We start from the raw sequence: 18,861 nt of genomic DNA, 5'->3' as shown, positions 1-18,861 counted from the left end.
ATCAAGGGCTTAATAAAATTATTAAAGGAGTTGAATGTGGAAAAATATGGCAAATGTGATTTTTGTGGTCGTTTAAATGAACTTTTATTTAACGTACGTGTTCCATTTAAAATTTGGGATCGTCAATTTAAAAGTATAGCTGGTGGTCAATATGAGAGGTATATCTGCTTTACTTGTTGTGATGAATTATGGGAGGCTATAGGGAAAATTAAATACAATAATATCAGAAATAATTCGACTTGTTGTTAATATGCAGATTTAAATGTTAAGATCTTATTATCAGATAACAACTTGATATATTTATTTGATAACATAATCGGACATTTTACAAGTAAATAAAAAAGGGCAGTCTGATCTTGCCATACACCGACTAATCAGGCCGACTTCGGACACTCATCTAACTACCCCTTCGGGGAGCCTTGTGGATGCTCGCTCACCGCTAACTCTCGGCCAAGATCCACTCCCAATTAGAAGCGACACCGTTAGGGCGGCACCAGAAATACCGATCGATTCTTCGACCTTAGTATATATTTATTTCTTCTCCGTTAGGTTTGTAAATTATTCCCTTCTCTAAAATATTTTTAGTAAACTCTCCGACATGCTTAGTACCATCGGGCTCCGTGTAGGCCCCCTGCCCATCTCTATAGCCAGCCCACCATTCCCCGACATACTTACTTCCATCAGGCCATGTCATAGTCCCCTGTCCATTTATTTTACCATCTACCCATTCCCCGACATACTTCCTTCCATCAGGCCATGTATGGGTCCCCTGTCCATTTATTTTACCATCTTTCCATTCCCCGATATACTTACTTCCATCGGGCTCCGTATTGGTCCCCTGCCCGTCTTGTTTATTATCTTTCCATTCCCCGACATACTTACTTCCATCGGGCCATGTATAGGTCCCCTGTCCATTTATTTTACCATCTACCCATTCCCCGACATACTTCCTTCCATCAGACCACGTCTTAGTCCCCTGTCCATTTACTTTTCCATCTTTCCATTCCCCGACATACTTACTTCCATCGAGCCACGTCTTGGTTCCCTGCCCGTTTTGTTTAATATCATTCCATTCCCCGACATACTTACTTCCATCGGGCCATGTATAGGTCCCCTGTCCATTTATTTCACCATTTTTCCATTCCCCGACATACTTACTTCCATCGGGCCATGTATGCGTCCCCTGTCCATTTATTTCACCATCTTTCCATTCCCCGGTATACTTACTTCCATCAAACCATGTATTAGTCCCCTGTCCATGTTTTTTGTCATCTTTGTAATCCCCAACATATTCGGATACATACGGATAATATTCACGTACCTTTGGATGATGTGCCAGAAAAGTATTTATATGTTCTTCTATATTTTCCAAAATTGTTATGTGCTTTTCTATATACTGTTTCTGTTTTTTTATTATTTGATCTTTTTCTTTGTCTTCCTTTTTTATATCAATCGGAAACAATCTGGTGACAGTTTCATGTATATTTATTTTATATAATTCCTTATAAGTATAGTATACGTTTTCAAAATTCTCAAATTCTTCTCTGGATTCTTTATTTAGGCTTTTCCATGACTTTTCAGCATTACTTATGATTTTATCATAATATTCTTTATCTTTTATATCTGCTAAATCCTTTGTCTCAAAGTTGTAGTTTTTAACAAGATTTAATAATATTTTTCCGCCAAAACCTAATTGCAACTGATCGCCCATACTCTCACAGTAATCTTGATATTTCTTCATGTTATATAAAATTTCTTTTAAAACTTTTTCTCTTTCTAATTTATCATAATGCTTTTTATGAATTTCAGTTTGGTCTTTAATTGCGTCTTTTACTTTTCCCAGACCGGCGTCAAGGCGATTGGTCATTTTATAAATAGAAAAACCAATTTCCGTCAAATCATTACTGATAGCTTTCAATTGTTTATTGTTTTCCGCAGCCGTCATTGCCATTTCGACTTCAACTGTTGCACGCATTTGATCTAATTCGAAAGACTGCTGTGCATAATGTGCTATCTCTCTGTTTGATTTTGCAATATCAAGGGTCATCATCGCAGTAGCATTTGTGGCCCGGGCTGTCCGTTGAATATTATAGATATTATAAAATTGAACAAGATTATTATCATTTAATGACATTATAAATATACCTCTTAAATTTTTTATTGATTAATAAATGCAAACAAAACTTCGGTTATAATCAATTATCACTTAAAATATAAATGCTCTATCAAGAAACAATAAACCCACATAATACTGAGTCTTTATAAAACTTAAAATTAATCTCTTTGTCAAGCTTTTTGCATCATTAGTCATTAATACACCAATGTGTCAAGAAATGAGCTACTAACATTAATATTGTTTATGAGTATAATTTTACATCCGCTAACAATAAATAGAAAGATAGCATGTTGGAATTTTCATTATTATCCAGATAATTTTTAATATCATTTGACAATTCACTATTTATTCTATCACATATTTTTCAGAAAAGAACTAAGCCTACAATAATATGAGAAATTTATTTATTGAACATAACAGAAAGAGGAAATTGATGAATAAATATGGTGGAAATACTTTTCAACTTGTTAAGCCTTTAAAAATAAAGAGCAATAAAAATGATTCACATTTATCAAACAACTTGGTATATCTCAATAATGAAGATTTATGCCAGTTAATAAAAGGGAATAATAAGGATTTCAATTTAAAGCCATGGAAATACAGGATTGTAAAAATTACTAATAAAATAGAAAAACATTCGATTTATAGAATTGCTTATGGTGCCAGCAGTATGGGTATTAAAAGAGGCCATGCTATGCTGAATTTTAGATCGTTAAATCAATTAAATATTGATATTGATAAATTTGGGATATTTGAAATCGAGATATTTACTGGAATGAGTATTTTATATCGGCATTATTACTATTTCAATCATTTAGATGACCAAGTGAGAATTTCCTACAAACTTGCATTTTGGGGATTGACTATAGGAATATTAGGTACTATCATTGGAAAACTTCCTTTCTAAATTCTTTAGTCATTGTTTTGAATGACAAAAAAATGATTTGTTTAATTGTTAAATGAACCATTAAATATATTTCAAATTCTGTCTGGTTAAAATTATGTGACCTTAAATAGTATCAAGTCTTAATGCTTACTGGTATTATAATTGTTTATGAATATATTGGTTGCTTTCAACTCGGATATGAAAAAGACCTTTAAGTGCTTTAGAATTAGGTTCTTTAAAATATTCTATAAGTATTATTAAAGTTTGAGAATAATATTTCGGTCATATTTATGGACACAATAATATTTTGCAACGGAAAAGTATATTCGAAAGATATCGGCAAAGAGGTTGATGTTTTTTATTTACGAGATAATTTAAAGACTGTAAAGGTTGTGGAATCATTTCTTAAATCAATGAATCTGCTGAAAAATATCGAATTAGATAAACTTGATTTTAATAAATATGCCGGTGTGTATAAATTCGAAAATAATATATGGTATTTTTATGAACCAGATTTTAAATGTTGGGAAAATTCAACTGAATATAAATATCACCCCGAGCTTGATCCGGAAATACAAGCAGAATATATGAAAAATTTAAAATAATAAATTACTTTAACTTATATTTGAGATATCTGATAATAGATCAGTGATTTTTTATGAATTTATATTACAAATAGTGCCTAACTACACGGGTCCAAGGCTCTATAACTCCCCTTAACAACTCCTAACCGGCAAGATATCAAACCCCCTATTGAAAGTCAATTACCCCGCCGATTATCAACCCGAGCCAAGGCATCCAGGCAAATATAATGCAAAATAATAAAACAATCGGTCGAGCTTGCATTTATTAAATTGCTACATAATCTCATGTCCAATTTTTTCAGATAATAACTTGACCAATCTATTTGATAATCTTATATTATCAAATAGACACAAAATGACAAGGGATAATCCCAATGGAAGTAACCAAATTAAACGGGGATGTATTAAACAAGATCGTTAAATATCTCGCCCACGAGAAACCTGATTTTAATGATCTACCCGAGGAGCTGCAGCAGAAAATAGCAAGCGCAGCTCTTGCGGATGAATACAAGGCAACGATACAGAAATTGGTAGATGCAGAAAAAGTCAATTATCCAAAGGAACGTGAACACTATTTGACAACATTGGTTTCCAAACACACACGGCGGGCCTATCGTTCCGCCTTGGATCGGTTTGATGGCTGGTGCCAATCGAATGGACACCAACCCGTTACTCTGACCCCAGCTGCAGCGGATGATTTTATATATGCGTTAAAAGCAGAGAGGATGGCAGCGGCATCGATCAGGCGAGATGTGGCGGCGGTATCGGCTTATTTTACTTGGCTCGATCGGCGGTACTCGTTTATTACCAATCCCTTCCGGGGGACACGGGCGCGGCCCAAACGCATGGCAACGAAAACCGTCCGGATCCCCGACGCAAAGGAAATGGACGCCATCATTGATTATTTTTCCGGATCCACCAGGGCAGCGGTTATAACGATGTCCGGCGCAGGCCTGCGGGTAGGGTCCTTGCCCAGCCTAACGATCAGGGAGGGACGATACACCTGTGAGACAAAGGGCAGGGAGCAAAAGGGAAAACTGACCCCGGAGATCCTAAAAGCCCTCAAGCCCTTGGGGGGGCGGCCCTTTGCCGATCGCACTGCCGGCGGGATAGCGGAGTCTTTCCGATACGGGATCAAGGTCCTCATTAAGACTGGGACCATTCAGGCAGAATACAGCGTCCACGACCTGCGGCATTATTTTGCCGTGACCGAATATTCAAGGGACCATGATATTTACAGGGTTTCCAAACTGCTGGGGCATAGCAATGTCACAATCACGCAAAATTATCTCAAAGGTTTGGATGTGATAAATGAATAACAGAGAGAGACACTACCCTCTCAAATAAAACGCGCCACAAGGCCAATGGTGAAGTCTGAAAGGCTATTACAACTATAATGCAACGAGGAATTTAATGGACAATATCAATCTAACACTGGACCCGAAACGATTTCCGCAGTTAACAATGCGGTACACAGAGGATCGGCTGCGGGACCAACTCGTCTCTATGTGCCAAGCACAAGATTTGGAGATTACAGAAAAGAATCTCTATTCGATGGCTGCTATACTGGAGAGCGATCTGCAGCATATGTTTGCTTGACATTTATAGCAATCTTTGCTGCTATGTAATAGCTTGAGATCCCGTCATCCCCCACCGGGGTATTAATAGCCCCCGAAGAACCTACCGGCCAAGGATGCATGGGGATCTCTTATTTATCAGCCCTATATCGGCTGATTATTGACTATGAAGGGGGGGCAAATAGCCGCCCTTTATTTATGTTTACACCGGCGATCCTCGCTGGTATATTATTGCATAGAACACTAACTATCATATAATATCTGCGATAGCCATGGATTTACCCACCCATTCCCCTACCAACCGAAATAAAACGCAATACAGGGGCAACGGTGAAGCCTGATAGGCATCTGGATCCGGAACACGATCTTATAAAATATTTAAATTAATCTAAAAAAGATTTGAACCTGGAAGACATACATGGTTATATATCTCCCAGGTTCAGGTTTGTAACTACAGAAACAATCTGGCCAAGTTAACAAGGGCGATAGTGAGCAAGACTATTGCCCTTATTATTTCTAATAAGACAATTACACTCATGGGCCTTCCTCCTTTTGAATAAAATTTAAAACCATTAACTACATCAATTCACATTCAATAATTAATTACAATTAAAAAGATTATGTCACATTTAATTTTTTATTAATTCTTAATAAAATGTTAATACTTGTGGATAACTATTATAACATAACACAGTATATACTTTGTTCAACCCCGCTTTTTTCATGAAAATGAAACCCCATTACTTTATAGTCATACAATAAAATAATCTCTATTCAATTTTGATTGATTTTTCAGAGGTATATCTACAATCTTAATCCCAATAAATCATTCATCCCAAAAAGGTTCCCATGTTCGAGCAAGCATTCAAAAACATAGACGACGTCCTATGGAAAGAGGCCGGTTGTACCACTGAACTCGATTACACCGAGCAGACCTCCTGGCTACTATTCCTGAAATATCTTGACGGTCTGGAACAGGATAAGGCGATGGAAGCCGAGTTGGAGGGGAAGAAATACACCTTCTTCCTCGACAAGCCCTACAGGTGGGAAAGCTGGGCCGCTCCCAAGGGCAAGGACGGAAAGCTCGATCATAACAAAGCTATGACTGGCGACGACCTGCGCGATTTCGTAAACCAGAAGCTCTTCCCTTATCTGCATGGCTTTAAACAGAAGGCCAGCGGACCGAACACTATTGAATATAAGATTGGCGAGATATTTGGCGAGATTAAAAACAAGATCCAGAGCGGATACAATATGCGCGAGATCATCGATCATATCGATGAGCTTCGCTTTCGCTCACAGACCGAGAAACACGAGTTGTCACACCTTTACGAAGCCAAGATCAAGAATATGGGCAATGCCGGACGTAATGGTGGCGAGTATTACACCCCACGACCTCTCATCCGTGCCATCGTAAAGGTCGTGAAACCCAAGATCGGCGAGCGCGTCTATGATGGTGCTTGCGGATCGGCTGGTTTCTTGTGCGAATCGTTCGATTTTATGAAGGCAAATAAAAACCTAACGACAAAGGACCTCAAGACACTGCAGGAGCGTACCTTCTACGGCAAAGAAAAGAAGTCCCTTGCCTATGTTATAGCGATTATGAATATGATCCTACACGGCATCGAGGCACCAAACATCCTGCACACCAATACACTCACTGAAAATCTTGCCGACATCCAAGAGAAGGACCGCTTGGACGTGATCCTTGCCAACCCACCTTTCGGCGGAAAGGAGCGCAAGGAGGTCCAGCAGAACTTTCCTATACGCACCAGCGAGACGGCGTTCCTGTTCCTGCAGCACTTCATTAAGATGCTCAAAGCCGGCGGACGAGCTGGTGTAGTCATTAAGAACACCTTCCTATCTAATACCGACAACGCCTCAGTGAGCCTTCGGCAGCTACTACTGGAAAGCTGCAACTTGTACACCGTGCTGGATTGCCCCGGCGGCACCTTTCAGGGTGCGGGTGTAAAGACCGTGGTACTATTCTTTGAGAAGGGCGCGCCTACGCGTAAAATCTGGTTCTATCAGCTCGATCCTGGGCGCAACCTGGGCAAGACAAATCCACTCAATGACGATGACCTGGCCGAGTTCGTAAAACTGCAAAAGACCCTTGTTGACTCGCCCAAAAGTTGGAGTGTGGACGCTAAAAGCATCGACCAGACGACCTTTGACCTCTCGGTAAAGAACCCCAATGGTGGCGAAGAAGTGATGCATCGCAGCCCGAAACAAATCATGGATGAGATTGCAACACTCGATGCCGAGAGCGCGAAAGTGCTGAAAACTATCCGGGGGCTGCTGTGAAAACAGGGTGGCAAATAAAAACACTGGCTGAAGTATGCCAGATTAAGCCACCGAAGGCGGAAGCTCGCTGCAGGCTCTCTGCAACGGATATGGTATCGTTTGTCCCGATGGAGGATTTGGGTATTGATCAGAAAATCCTCGTGCCAATCCAAACGAAACCGCTGGGTGATGTAGATGGCAGCTACACCTACTTTGCTGACGGCGATGTGCTATTAGCAAAAATCACACCTTGCTTTGAAAATGGAAAACTGGGGATTGCTGCAAACCTAACCAATGGTATTGGTTTTGGATCGAGCGAATATATTGTCTTTCGTCCAAATAAGTTTGTAAACAAGGAATGGATCTACTACGTTCTCTCACGTGAATCATTCAGAGAAGAAGGCACAGCGCGTATGAATGGAGCTGTCGGCCATAAACGTGTAGCAAAAGAATTCATCGAGTCATATCCGGTACCCATCCCCCCCTTACCTGAACAGCGGCGTATCGTCGGCATCCTTGACAAGGCGTTTGATGGCATTGCCACTGCCAAATCCAACACTGAAAAGAACCTCCAGAATGCCCGCGAGCTGTTTGAAAGCTATTTACAGAGCGTTTTCACCCAGCAGGGGCAAGGGTGGGAAGAGAAGCGATTAGGTGAAGTTTATGACGTTCGTGATGGAACACACGATTCACCAAAGTATCACACAACAGGCTTTCCCCTTATTACATCAAAAAACTTGAAAAAAGAAGGACTGTCCTTTGAAAATGTCAATTTGATCAATGAGCAAGACTTTATAAAAATTAATCAGCGAAGTGTCGTCCACAAAGGCGATGTGCTGTTCGCGATGATTGGTACAATTGGCAATCCAACGATCGTTACAGTGAAACCTAATTTTGCAATCAAAAACGTCGCGCTCTTTAAAATTCCACATAACCAGAGCGGCCCATTCTTGAAACACTATTTAGCTTCAAGCTGGGTTGTTTCTAAAATGATGAAAGAGGCGAAGGGTACAACACAAAAATTCGTTGGTCTCGGTTATTTAAGGGACTTTCCAATAAACATACCGCCACTACCCAAACAGTTGGAAGTCGTTAAGAAACTTGAGGAAATGTCAGCCGAGACACAATGCCTCAAATCCATATACCAACGAAAGCTCACAGCGCTCGACGAATTGAAAAAGTCGCTGTTGCATCAGGCTTTCAGCGGAGAATTATGACATGAAGGCTAAGAAACGAAAGGGCAAGAAGTGGCTACTGGCAATTGCCAGAGCTGTAGCCATCGAACTAAGGTCTCGGATCGAGGGGACACCAATCCGGATTCGAGTTCCCAGCCGTGTTACCGAAATGAATACAGATGGTTGGAGCGCTGTGATCGGCGATCTTGGTAAGAACCGTCCCCGGCTTGAGATCTGGTTTGATCGTTTCTCCGGGTATGATGATCGGAAACTCTGGGTTTGTTTCCACTCAGAAAATCGACGCCAATTAACCAATATAACAAAATTAGTCGAAAAAAAGCTCGTTCCGGTTCGAACCATTACGGAGAATGACATTGGAGAAAATACACAACTTTCGCTTGCTATCCGACTTCTCAGGTCTGAGTTCAACCTGCCAATCCTTGAGAAATACAGTGAAGGCACGACATACTATGGGCTTTACGATCTGACAAAAAGCTCCTCACGCCTGGTATCACGCCGCTTTATTGATCATGCGATAGTATTCTTTGAATCTGTTGCTCGAACACTGCCTTACACCACTCCGGAAGATTATAGCCGAGAGATCTATCCACAGTGCGAGAATAGGAAACTCGTTGACTCGCATCTACGCCGAGAGCGGAGCCGATTGCTCGCGACAACACGAAAGAACAAGGACAATTATGAGTGCCAGGTTTGTCGACTTCGTTTTAAGGACCTCTACGGCAAGCTTGGCATTGATTTCGCCGAAGCACACCACATTGTACCACTGAGTCAATTGCGGGATAACGTACAAACCCGCATAGAAGATCTACGAACCGTATGTGCCAACTGTCATCGCATGCTTCATCGAATGGATGGCAAACGTGACGACATTACAAAGCTTAGAGCTATCGTACGCAAGCATCGAAAACGTCGATGTTGAATCTGAAATATAAATTTGGAAATTCATCATACACCAGATTTTTTAACAGTCAAACAAAGGGAATGCACCATGAATGACAATCTTATACTATCACTTCGAACCCTACGGAACGAGATAGCACATGGTATTCATCAACCTGAAGCTTTAGCGAAACGGATACATGATCTTGGGATATCCATTCCACCCGATGATATCCAATGGTTTGCGACTGAGCTGATGCGAGGTTTTCATAGTTCAGGTGAGCATTTCGTACCATCATTTCTTATTGATGTAATTTCGTTAATTATTGAAGGACGTTCTGCTAACATCGTGGTTGATCCATGGGCTGGATTCGGTGTCTTGGCTTCAACAGTCCAAAAATTCGTTCAGGCAAAAAGGACACTTGCATGTAATACAAACTACGGTAATTCTGCACTTGCACGAGTGCTGTCTCCACACTTGGATTGGCATACTGGTGATCCCCTCGAATTTATTAACGGATTAACTGAGACACTTGATGTAGTCGCGTCTGTGTTGCCGTTTGGAATGCGTATTTCTCGGGATGTGGCAATTAAGAATCTTTTTGGAGAATCTATCTCTGGTACTGAAGAAAGATTTAACGGTGATTTGGGCCAAATCATTCTGGTGACTGCTTCCATGAGGTTATCTTCAGATGGTATTGGCCTTTTTGTTGTACCACCAAGTTTCTTTTTCACCCAGAGATCCACTCTGCATGATCTTCCTAAATATGGGCTTGGAATTGAAGCAGCGTTGGCATTGCCCGCGGGCAGTTTTTCTCCATATACAAGCATCCCTACATACCTTATTGTCGTGAAGAAGCAGGTGATTTCAGAGATGTTTGTTGCTCAACTCTCACAAGATATCCGGACAAATCAGCAAATTATCTCGAACATGATAGAACAGAGGGTTGACGGAACATTGGAACTTGGGCGACTTGTAAAACCAACAGATTTTCGAGGTATTGAACCATTACGATTAAATGAACAATTTCGAAAGACAGAAGATCGATATAGTGTACCTGCTATGTCTTTGGATGAATTGTCCAAATCGATAAAACTTGGCCGACCAGGCGATGATTTCAATTTCCCGGATGCTCAAAATGCTTTATATATCCCATTGATTGGATTAAGCGACGTCATTGAAACAATAGATGATATGACTCTCAAAAAGCAAAACTATGCACAAGTCGTTATTGATAAAGAACGATCAGATGCTCGGTTTGTGGCTCATTTTTTAAACTCTGAACTCGGACGCTCGATGCGAGAGATGCAAAAGTCTGGAGTTACAATACAAAAACTCAACACTACAGGTTTAAAGGGAATACAAGTTTTCATCCCGAACCTTGGAACTCAGAATAAAATTCTTGAAATCGAAACAAAATTGGAGACCGAAAAAAATACTCTTCTCAGCCTGCAGAATGACCTTGCATCAATGAGACGCGAACTCTGGTCCAATCCAAAAAGTATGTCGGAAGTAGATTCACATTTAAATAAATTATCAAAACGACTATCAGTAGATATCATGCCACAGGCTGCCATTTCGCTGGATCAGTGGTTTGAAACACTTCCTTTCCCACTTGCATCTATACTCCGAGCATGGCAGGCCACATCAAGCCTGGATTATAAGACCAGATATGAACATCTGTTGCACTTTTTCGAAGCAGCCGCTGAGTTTATTAGTGTTATTTTATTAAGTGCTTTTTCATCAAACATCGAATTTTTTTCTGAACACCGTACAAAACTCATAACTGCATGGAAGAAACAGAATATAAGTCTCGAAAGAGCATCATTCGGAACATGGAAGATCGCTGTAGAATACCTCGGTAAACAAACGAGAAATCTTTTATCTGCTGAAAAAGATAAACGAAGTCTCTGTGCCGAAATCTTTGCTGATCCATCTCTTGATTTTGCTCAAATGCTGTCAAATCAAGAACTGGCAGCCATAATATCTGCGGGCAATAAGATGCGTAACGATTGGAGTGGACATGGTGGTATTGTAGGCGAATCAGAAGCAAAGTTAAGAAATGAAAAGTTGCTATCCGAAGTCCATAAACTTCGTGACATTATGGCAGATAGTTGGACTCGAATAGAAATGATCCAATGCCTTGGCTGTAAACCTCGTCGAGGTAAATTTGATAATGAAGTTGCCATTTTAAAAGGCAGTAATAGTGAGTTTTTAAAGGAGACTCGGCCAATGTCATCATGGCTTGATGTTGAACGGCTTTACTTGATTTCCAACGAAAGCGATCGGCCTCTTTTACTGTTACCTCTGGTGAACATAGGACCATCTCCCAATTCAGCAAAGAATGCCTGTTATTTTTACAGCCGTGTAGAACAAGACGGTTTAAGGTTTGTCTCGTACCATTATGTGGATCAATCGGAGAGGAAAGATAAATTTGATGATGCTTCGAATGCAATTAGCTTTTTAACCAATAGAGACTCAGTTATAATATAAATTGCACAAATAAACAAAATTGAGACAATAATCATGAACGAAGCCGAAACCAGAGCCGAGCATATTGATCCTGCACTTGCAGAGGCGGGCTGGGGGGTAGTAGATGGCAGCCGTGTACGACGTGAATATCCGATCACGCCGGGCCGCATCGAAGGTCTTGGTCGGAGAGGGAAAGCTCTCTCCGCTGATTACGTGCTGGAATATCATAATACAAAGTTGGCGGTAATCGAGGCCAAAGCATGGGATGAGGAATTGACCGAGGGTGTGGCGCAGGCAAAGAATTATGCTGGAAAGCTGGCCATTCGTTTCACTTATTCCAGTAATGGACAGGGGATCTATAGCATAGATATGGAGACCAGCCATGAGGAGGAAATCACGCATTTCCCAACACCGGAGGAACTCTGGAATAAAACCTTCGTGGAGCAAAACACCTGGCGTGATCGCTTTGCTGCCGTACCATTCGAAGATAAGGGCGGGTCACATCCGAGTCGCTATTATCAAGATATTGCTATTGAGCGAGTAATGGAAGCTATCGCCGCAAACCAGCAGCGCATCCTGCTCACGCTTGCTACTGGCACGGGGAAGACATTTATCGCCTTTCAGATTGCATGGAAGTTGTTTTATTCACGCTGGAATTTAAGCCGTGAACCCTCGCGACGTCCCCGCATTTTATTTCTGGCAGATCGCAACATACTCGCAAATCAGGCCTATAACGCCTTTTCCTCCTTCCCTGAAGACGCGATGGTGCGGGTATCACCGGAGGACATCAAGAAGAAAGGAAAGGTTCCCAAGAATGGCAGCCTGTTCTTTACAATATTTCAGACCTTTATGAGCGGACCGCCCAAGGATGGCAAGCCCAGCCCGTATTTTGGCGAGTATCCACCTGATTTCTTCGATTTCATTATAATCGACGAGTGTCATCGAGGCGGTGCGAACGACGAAAGCAACTGGCGTGGCATCATGGAATATTTCGAGCCTGCCGTACAGCTCGGCCTGACCGCTACGCCCAAGCGCAAGGACAACGTGGACACATACGCCTATTTCGGCGAGCCGGTGTATATCTATTCGCTTAAGGATGGTATCAATGACGGATTCCTGACGCCATTTAAAGTAAAGCAAATCTCTACTACGCTTGACGAGTACGTTTACACACCTGATGACAAACTGGTTGAAGGTGAGATTGAGGTCGGGAAATTATATACGGAAGACGACTTCAATAAGATCATAGAGATCAAAGAGCGAGAGAAAAAGCGGGTCGAGATTTTCATGTCCCAGATCGACCAGCGGGAGAAAACCCTTATTTTCTGCGCAACCCAGAACCACGCTTTAGCTGTGCGTGACCTCGTTAACCAATTGAAAAAAATCAAGGACCCGAACTATTGCCAGCGGGTCACTGCTAACGATGGGGAGTTGGGTGAGCAACATCTCCGCGACTTTCAGGATAACGAGAAAACCATCCCGACGATCCTGACTTCCTCGCAGAAACTCTCCACCGGCGTGGATGCCCGCAATATCAGAAATATTGTGTTAATGCGCCCAATTAACTCTATAATTGAGTTTAAACAGATAATTGGCCGTGGGACACGACTCTATGACGGTAAGGATTACTTTACAATATATGACTTTGTAAAGGCACATCATCATTTTAGCGATCCAGAATGGGATGGAGAGCCGTTGGAGCCTGAAACATGCCCCAAATGTGGATTATACCCATGCCAATGCGAAAAGCAACCACCTCAACCTTGTCCGACATGCGGTAAGCAACCTTGTGAATGTCCTTGCCGGATATGCGGGAAGAGGCCGTGTGTATGTGTCAAAAGAAAGAGAAAGCCGGCGAAGGTCAAACTCGCTGATGGTAAAGAGCGATCGATTCAGCATATGATGTGTACTACGTTCTGGCATCCGGACGGTACGCCCATGTCTGCGCAGCAGTTCATGGAAATGTTGTTCGGCAAGCTACCGGAGTTTTTCAAGGATGAAGCCGAGTTGCGTGCCTTATGGAGTGTGCCGGATACCCGCAAGAAACTACTGGATGGGCTCGCGGACAAGGGGTTTGGCAAAGACCAGTTGGCCGAAATGCAAAAGATCATTGATGCCGAGAAGAGTGACCTTTTTGATGTATTAGCCCATGTGGCCTATGCATTGCCACCATTGACTCGGGAAGAACGAGCTGCCAGGGCTAAAATCGTTATCAGCACCCATTTCTCCACAAAACAGCAGACCTTCCTCGACTTCGTGCTGTCACATTATGTGACTGTCGGGGTTGATGAACTTGCCCAAGAAAAGCTGACGCCGCTGCTCCGTCTAAAATATCACGACTCCATTGCCGATGCTGTGGCCGATCTTGGCAAACCGGAATTGATCGGAAAGATATTCAGCGGGTTTCAAAAATACCTATATCAACAACCGGTTACAGCATGACAGGCATTAAGAATAAAATCAAGTCGAAGATCGATGAGGCACGGGTAGAGTGAAGCCAGAAAAAGAATATATAATTTTTTGCGATGAATCAGATTCCAGAGGAAAATATTATTCAAATTTCTATGGTGGGCTTATCGTCGGTGCTTCACAATATCAAAGGATTACCAACAGATTAAATGTATTGAAAACTCAACTCAATTTTCATGGTGAAATCAAGTGGAATAAAGTTACAGAACGATATCTTCAAAAATACATAGAATTTATAAAAGTTTTGTTCGATGAAATTTCGGAAAACAATATTAAAATCAGGATAATGTTTCGTCAAAATGCCTATGTTCCGGTTGGCCTTTCACGTGAACAGACTGAACAGGAATATTTTCTGTTGTATTACCAATTTCTAAAACACGCTTTTGGATTAGAATTTATCAATCATACATCACCAGGGACCAGGATTCGAATATATCTGGATAAATTGCCTGACACAGCGGAAAAAATTGAACGATTTAAAGGGTATATACTCGGCCTTCAAAAAAATTCTAAACTAAAGGTGGCAAACGTAGTAATGCACAAAGAAGACATAACAGAAATACGTTCTCATGACCATGTGCTTGCGCAGTGCATTGATATATTATTGGGTTCAATTTCATTCAGGCTTAACGATAAACATAAAGAAAAAATTCCTGGTAAAAAAAGGAGAGGTAGTCGAACTAAAGCGAAAGAGGCCTTATACAAAGTGATTTTACAAGAAATACGAAAAATTCATAAAAATTTTAACATCGGTGTCTCAACGGGTCTTCAGGGAAACAATATAAACGCATGGAATTCCCCTTATATGCACTGGCGGTTTGTTCCAAATCATTCAGATTATAATCATGATCTTACAAAGCGCGGTAAAAAATAAAAAACCCCACTTAACCTACATCAATATCTGACGCATAACGTCAGGCTTCGGTTAAGCAGGGTCGTTGTTAGCTCTTCAATGTTTAATAATTAATCGGTCACCATCACCTTTCAACTTATCATAAATTAATATGCGCAGCAAATTATGTCAACATTTTTTGCTATTCAAATTTGTATCAATTTTTTATGCATGTAAAACAAAATAAATATTGTACTGTAGCAAATTTGTAGCAAATCATATCCCATCACTCCCCATTACTCCACACCACTTAACACAAAAAATGAAAAAATACTTGCACTTTCTCCACGAAAAAACATTCTTTCTCATATAGAAGCATCGGTCTCGGGAGGGCTGGATGAACTACGAATCCGTAGGTCGCAGGTTCGAATCCTGCCGGGCGCGCATCAAAAATCTCTCCATGATGTAATGTATAGCCGCGTCTGTGATGTTTGCCGGTGACAATAGTGTCACAGCCGGGACATGGCGGCCGCGATACCCGCTGATTCCGGAACAAGACTGCGCGGTTATCTGGGTATTACTATGAAAAGAATTACACTCATACTCGCCTTGTTAATAATCCTGCCGAACGGGATCCGGTGCGCCTCCATCCAGGATAAGGATGAGATCTACGGCGGCATCACCGGCGCCGTCGCCGGCAACGAGGTTGAGGAAGTGCGCCATATTCTTTCGCGCGGCTTCAATCCGAACCACCGCTTTGTTGACGGGTGGACCCTCCTCCATATTGCCGCGCGGTGGGACTACACCAGGGTCATGAATCTATGCTTCGACACCGGCAGCAATAAAACCGGCATCTTTACAAAAACTCAGAAAACCGACGCCGAAACGAAACAGGCCCGCGACATGATGGCCCTCCTCGCCGATAAAGGGGGCGACGTCAACATGAAGGCCGCTGACGGGAACACGCCGCTCCATATAATCCTCGGCTCCCTGCAGACCGTATCGCCCGACGTTCCGTCCATCCCTCCCGTGGAGGGGCGGATATCCTCCCGGTTCGGATGGAGAGGGTCCCCTTTTGACAACAACAGCGACTATCACCGCGCCATCGATATCGCGGCAAAAAACGGGACCCCCGTTCACGCCACGGCAAACGGCGTCGTTGCCCTCACCGGCGTGAGCCAGACCCTGGGTAATTTTATAATCCTCCAGCACCGGAACGGGTACCAGTCCGTATACGGCCACTGTCACCTCTTTGCTGTCAGGAAGAACTCCCCCGTGCGCCGCGGAGCCGTCATCGGCTATGTCGGCATGACCGGGGCGGCCAGCGGAGACCACTGCCATTACGAGGTCCGCCTGAACGGCGCCCTCATGAACCCGATCGAATTCATCAACGGCAAAATTATCATTGAAACGCAGCACGCCATTGCCCGGGGCATCATCGAGGCGCTGCTCTCAGAAAAAGCGGCCGTGAACGCCCGCAACAGAGACGGACGGACGCCCCTCATCGAGGCCGCCGCGAAAAGCGCCGCCCTATCCCGCCTCCTGATAGACCGGGGGGCCGACATCAACGCCTCTGACGAGAATGGCATAACCCCCCTTCACATGGCGGCGGCGGGCGACCCCGACCTTGTGCGCCTCCTGCTTCAGAAGGGCGCCGCGGCAAGCCCCCGTACCGGGTCCTGCTGCGCCATCGGCGGCTCTCTCTTTCCCCAGGGGACCACGCCCCTCTCGGTGGCCCTCAAATTCGAAAATGCCGTGATAGCCAAATTGCTCAGGGAAGGCGGCGCCGTTGAATGAAGCAGCGCTGATCCATGCCCGCAACAGCCGCCGGTGAAAGGCCCCTTATATAATTACCGGGAAGTAATCACCGTCGCCCCCGATGACTGGAATGATCGATGAAAAAAATAATCCTCGCCGGCATTAATGCGCGCTATACCCATTCCTGCCTCGCACTGTACTGTTTGAAGTCAGCTTTGCGCGGCCTTGACGTTGAGACCGTGGTGCGGGATTTTTCCATCAACCGTAATGCCGGGGAGATCATGAAGGAGATAGCCTCTGAAAAGGCCGACGTCATCGCCCTATCCGTGTACATCTGGAACTCCGGGCTGGTCCGCGAGCTCATTCCCGCCCTCCACGAAAAATGCGGGGGCGTCCTCCTGGTCCTGGGCGGACCGGAAGTGAGCTATAATCCGGCCTCCTGGCTGGAGGCCTTCCCTTTCATAGATTTTATTGTCACCGGCCATGGCGAAGAAGGCTTCAGGACCCTGGCTGAAAAAGGATTCAGGAACGAAGAAAAAATCATCGCCGTTCCCAATCCTCCCTTTGGCGACATGCCTATCCCCTATACGGAAGAAGACCTGGAAGGTCTCCGCACCAGGTATGTCTATTATGAATCATCCAGGGGATGTCCTTACCGGTGCACCTATTGCCTCTCATCCCGGTCAGACCATAAATTGGAAATGAAGGACATAGAAACCGTAAAAAAGGAGCTGGATTTCATTCTTCGCGACGGTCCGCGGCTGGTCAAGTTCGTTGACCGCACCTTTAACGCGGCAAAGAATCACAGCCGCGCCCTGTGGCGCTATCTTAAGGATAAGTATGGTGACGGCCCCACGACCTTTCATTTTGAAGTGCACCCCCATCTCCTGGAAGAGGAGGATTTTGAGATCCTCTCACAATGCCCAGAGGGCCTGTTCCAGTTCGAGGTCGGGGTCCAGTCCACGAACCCGGAAACGGTAGCGGCGGTGAAGCGTGCCGGCCAGTGGCCCGGGGAACGGGCGGCGCTGGAGCGGCTCCTCGCTCTCGGGACCATCCGGGTCCACTGTGATCTCATCGCCGGACTTCCCTTTGATGACATGGCGTCGATCGAGGGGTCTTTCAACGATTGTTACCATCTGCGGCCCGACCATCTCCAGCTGGGCTTCCTCAAGGTCCTTCCGGGCACGGAGATGATGTATGACGCCGGCCGGTACAGCATTGTCTATTCAGAAAAAGCTCCCTACCGGGTTCTTGAAAACCGGTGGGTAAGCGGAGAGGACCTTGCTCTCCTCGATCGAATGGCGTTCCTCGTGGACCGCCTCTACAACACCGGACGGTTTGAGACATTTCTGTCGGTGCTGCTCGGCCGCTTTGCATCGCCCTTCGCGATGTTCCGCGAGCTGACGCTGTTCAGGGATGGAAGCGAAGCCTCCATGGACAGGGGCTGGGAATCGGGGGCGCGGTTTCTCATGGCGTTTATTGACTCGCGGTTCCCCGGAGATAAACAATTTTTTCTCGACGCCATGGAGTGGGATTGGTGCGCCCGATCACGGTCTTTGTATTTTCCGAACCTGATCAAGCCTGAAGGCCTTTCCGAATTGAAAAAGAAAATCTTTTCCCATTATAAAGGCCTTGCCGGAAAAGGGCCGGCCATGGATGGTGGTATCCGCTTCGATCTGTCGGACCTGAAAAGGTCCCTTTTCTTTGAACCTCGATCGGATGAATTCAGGCTGCGGCACATGGGGGGCGCGGCAGTGGCCATCTTTCTTCCGGATAAAAGGGTAATCATGTTGAAGCTTTGAAAGATC

13 protein-coding genes are annotated in these 18,861 nt (G+C 43.9%); 12 read left to right on the top strand and 1 reads right to left on the bottom strand.

The genetic code is table 11. The features are described from left to right. The first annotated feature begins 36 nt into the window (after positions 1-36). Complete coding sequence (locus tag KA369_03655; GenBank protein ID MBP7735048.1) at positions 37-249, top strand: hypothetical protein; 213 nt, start codon at positions 37-39, stop codon at positions 247-249. Between the two features lie 271 nt (positions 250-520). On the opposite strand, the gene KA369_03650 is transcribed toward KA369_03655, so the two are convergent. Then, positions 521-1,711, bottom strand: a complete 1,191-nt coding sequence (locus KA369_03650; GenBank protein ID MBP7735047.1) for a hypothetical protein — start codon at positions 1,709-1,711, stop codon at positions 521-523. Between the two features lie 838 nt (positions 1,712-2,549). Between KA369_03650 and KA369_03645 the strand changes: the two genes are divergently transcribed. The 11 genes from KA369_03645 to KA369_03595 all read left to right on the top strand — a co-directional run bounded on the left by KA369_03645 (position 2,550) and on the right by KA369_03595 (position 18,855). Then, positions 2,550-3,023 (top strand): hypothetical protein, encoded by a 474-nt coding sequence (locus tag KA369_03645; GenBank protein ID MBP7735046.1) that lies wholly within the window; start codon positions 2,550-2,552, stop codon positions 3,021-3,023. A gap of 269 nt (positions 3,024-3,292) precedes the next feature. Next, positions 3,293-3,607 carry a hypothetical protein gene (locus tag KA369_03640; GenBank protein MBP7735045.1) on the top strand — a complete coding sequence of 105 codons (315 nt, stop codon included), beginning with the start codon at positions 3,293-3,295 and terminating at the stop codon, positions 3,605-3,607. Positions 3,608-3,960: 353 nt separating this feature from the next. After that, positions 3,961-4,905 (top strand): site-specific integrase, encoded by a 945-nt coding sequence (locus tag KA369_03635; protein MBP7735044.1) that lies wholly within the window; start codon positions 3,961-3,963, stop codon positions 4,903-4,905. Between the two features lie 1,107 nt (positions 4,906-6,012). After that, the gene (locus KA369_03630) at positions 6,013-7,467 is read left to right on the top strand and encodes an N-6 DNA methylase (protein MBP7735043.1); all 1,455 of its coding nucleotides are present in this window, start codon (positions 6,013-6,015) and stop codon (positions 7,465-7,467) included. After that, complete coding sequence (locus tag KA369_03625) at positions 7,464-8,663, top strand: restriction endonuclease subunit S (protein ID MBP7735042.1); 1,200 nt, start codon at positions 7,464-7,466, stop codon at positions 8,661-8,663. Before KA369_03630 ends, KA369_03625 begins: the two co-directional genes overlap by 4 nt. 1 nt (position 8,664) lies before the next feature. Further along, the gene (locus KA369_03620) at positions 8,665-9,561 is read left to right on the top strand and encodes an HNH endonuclease (protein MBP7735041.1); all 897 of its coding nucleotides are present in this window, start codon (positions 8,665-8,667) and stop codon (positions 9,559-9,561) included. A 69-nt stretch (positions 9,562-9,630) separates the two neighbouring features. Continuing rightward, complete coding sequence (locus KA369_03615; GenBank protein MBP7735040.1) at positions 9,631-12,015, top strand: restriction endonuclease subunit S; 2,385 nt, start codon at positions 9,631-9,633, stop codon at positions 12,013-12,015. A gap of 33 nt (positions 12,016-12,048) precedes the next feature. Continuing rightward, positions 12,049-14,436 carry a DEAD/DEAH box helicase family protein gene (locus tag KA369_03610; GenBank protein MBP7735039.1) on the top strand — a complete coding sequence of 796 codons (2,388 nt, stop codon included), beginning with the start codon at positions 12,049-12,051 and terminating at the stop codon, positions 14,434-14,436. Positions 14,437-14,485: 49 nt separating this feature from the next. Continuing rightward, positions 14,486-15,337, top strand: coding sequence for a DUF3800 domain-containing protein (locus KA369_03605; GenBank protein MBP7735038.1), 852 nt, complete (start codon positions 14,486-14,488; stop codon positions 15,335-15,337). Between the two features lie 540 nt (positions 15,338-15,877). Further along, positions 15,878-17,092: an ankyrin repeat domain-containing protein gene (locus KA369_03600; GenBank protein MBP7735037.1), complete on the top strand. Its 1,215-nt coding sequence runs from the start codon at positions 15,878-15,880 to the stop codon at positions 17,090-17,092. A gap of 98 nt (positions 17,093-17,190) precedes the next feature. Beyond that, on the top strand, positions 17,191-18,855 hold the full coding sequence (locus KA369_03595; GenBank protein MBP7735036.1) for a DUF4080 domain-containing protein: 1,665 nt from the start codon (positions 17,191-17,193) through the stop codon (positions 18,853-18,855). The last annotated feature ends 6 nt before the right edge of the window (positions 18,856-18,861 follow it).

This window comes from Spirochaetota bacterium (assembly GCA_017999915.1).
Classification (GTDB): domain Bacteria; phylum Spirochaetota; class UBA4802; order UBA4802; family UBA5550; genus RBG-16-49-21.
Note: the sequence above shows the minus strand (reverse complement) of the source record. Positions and strands in the feature narration are given on the sequence as shown.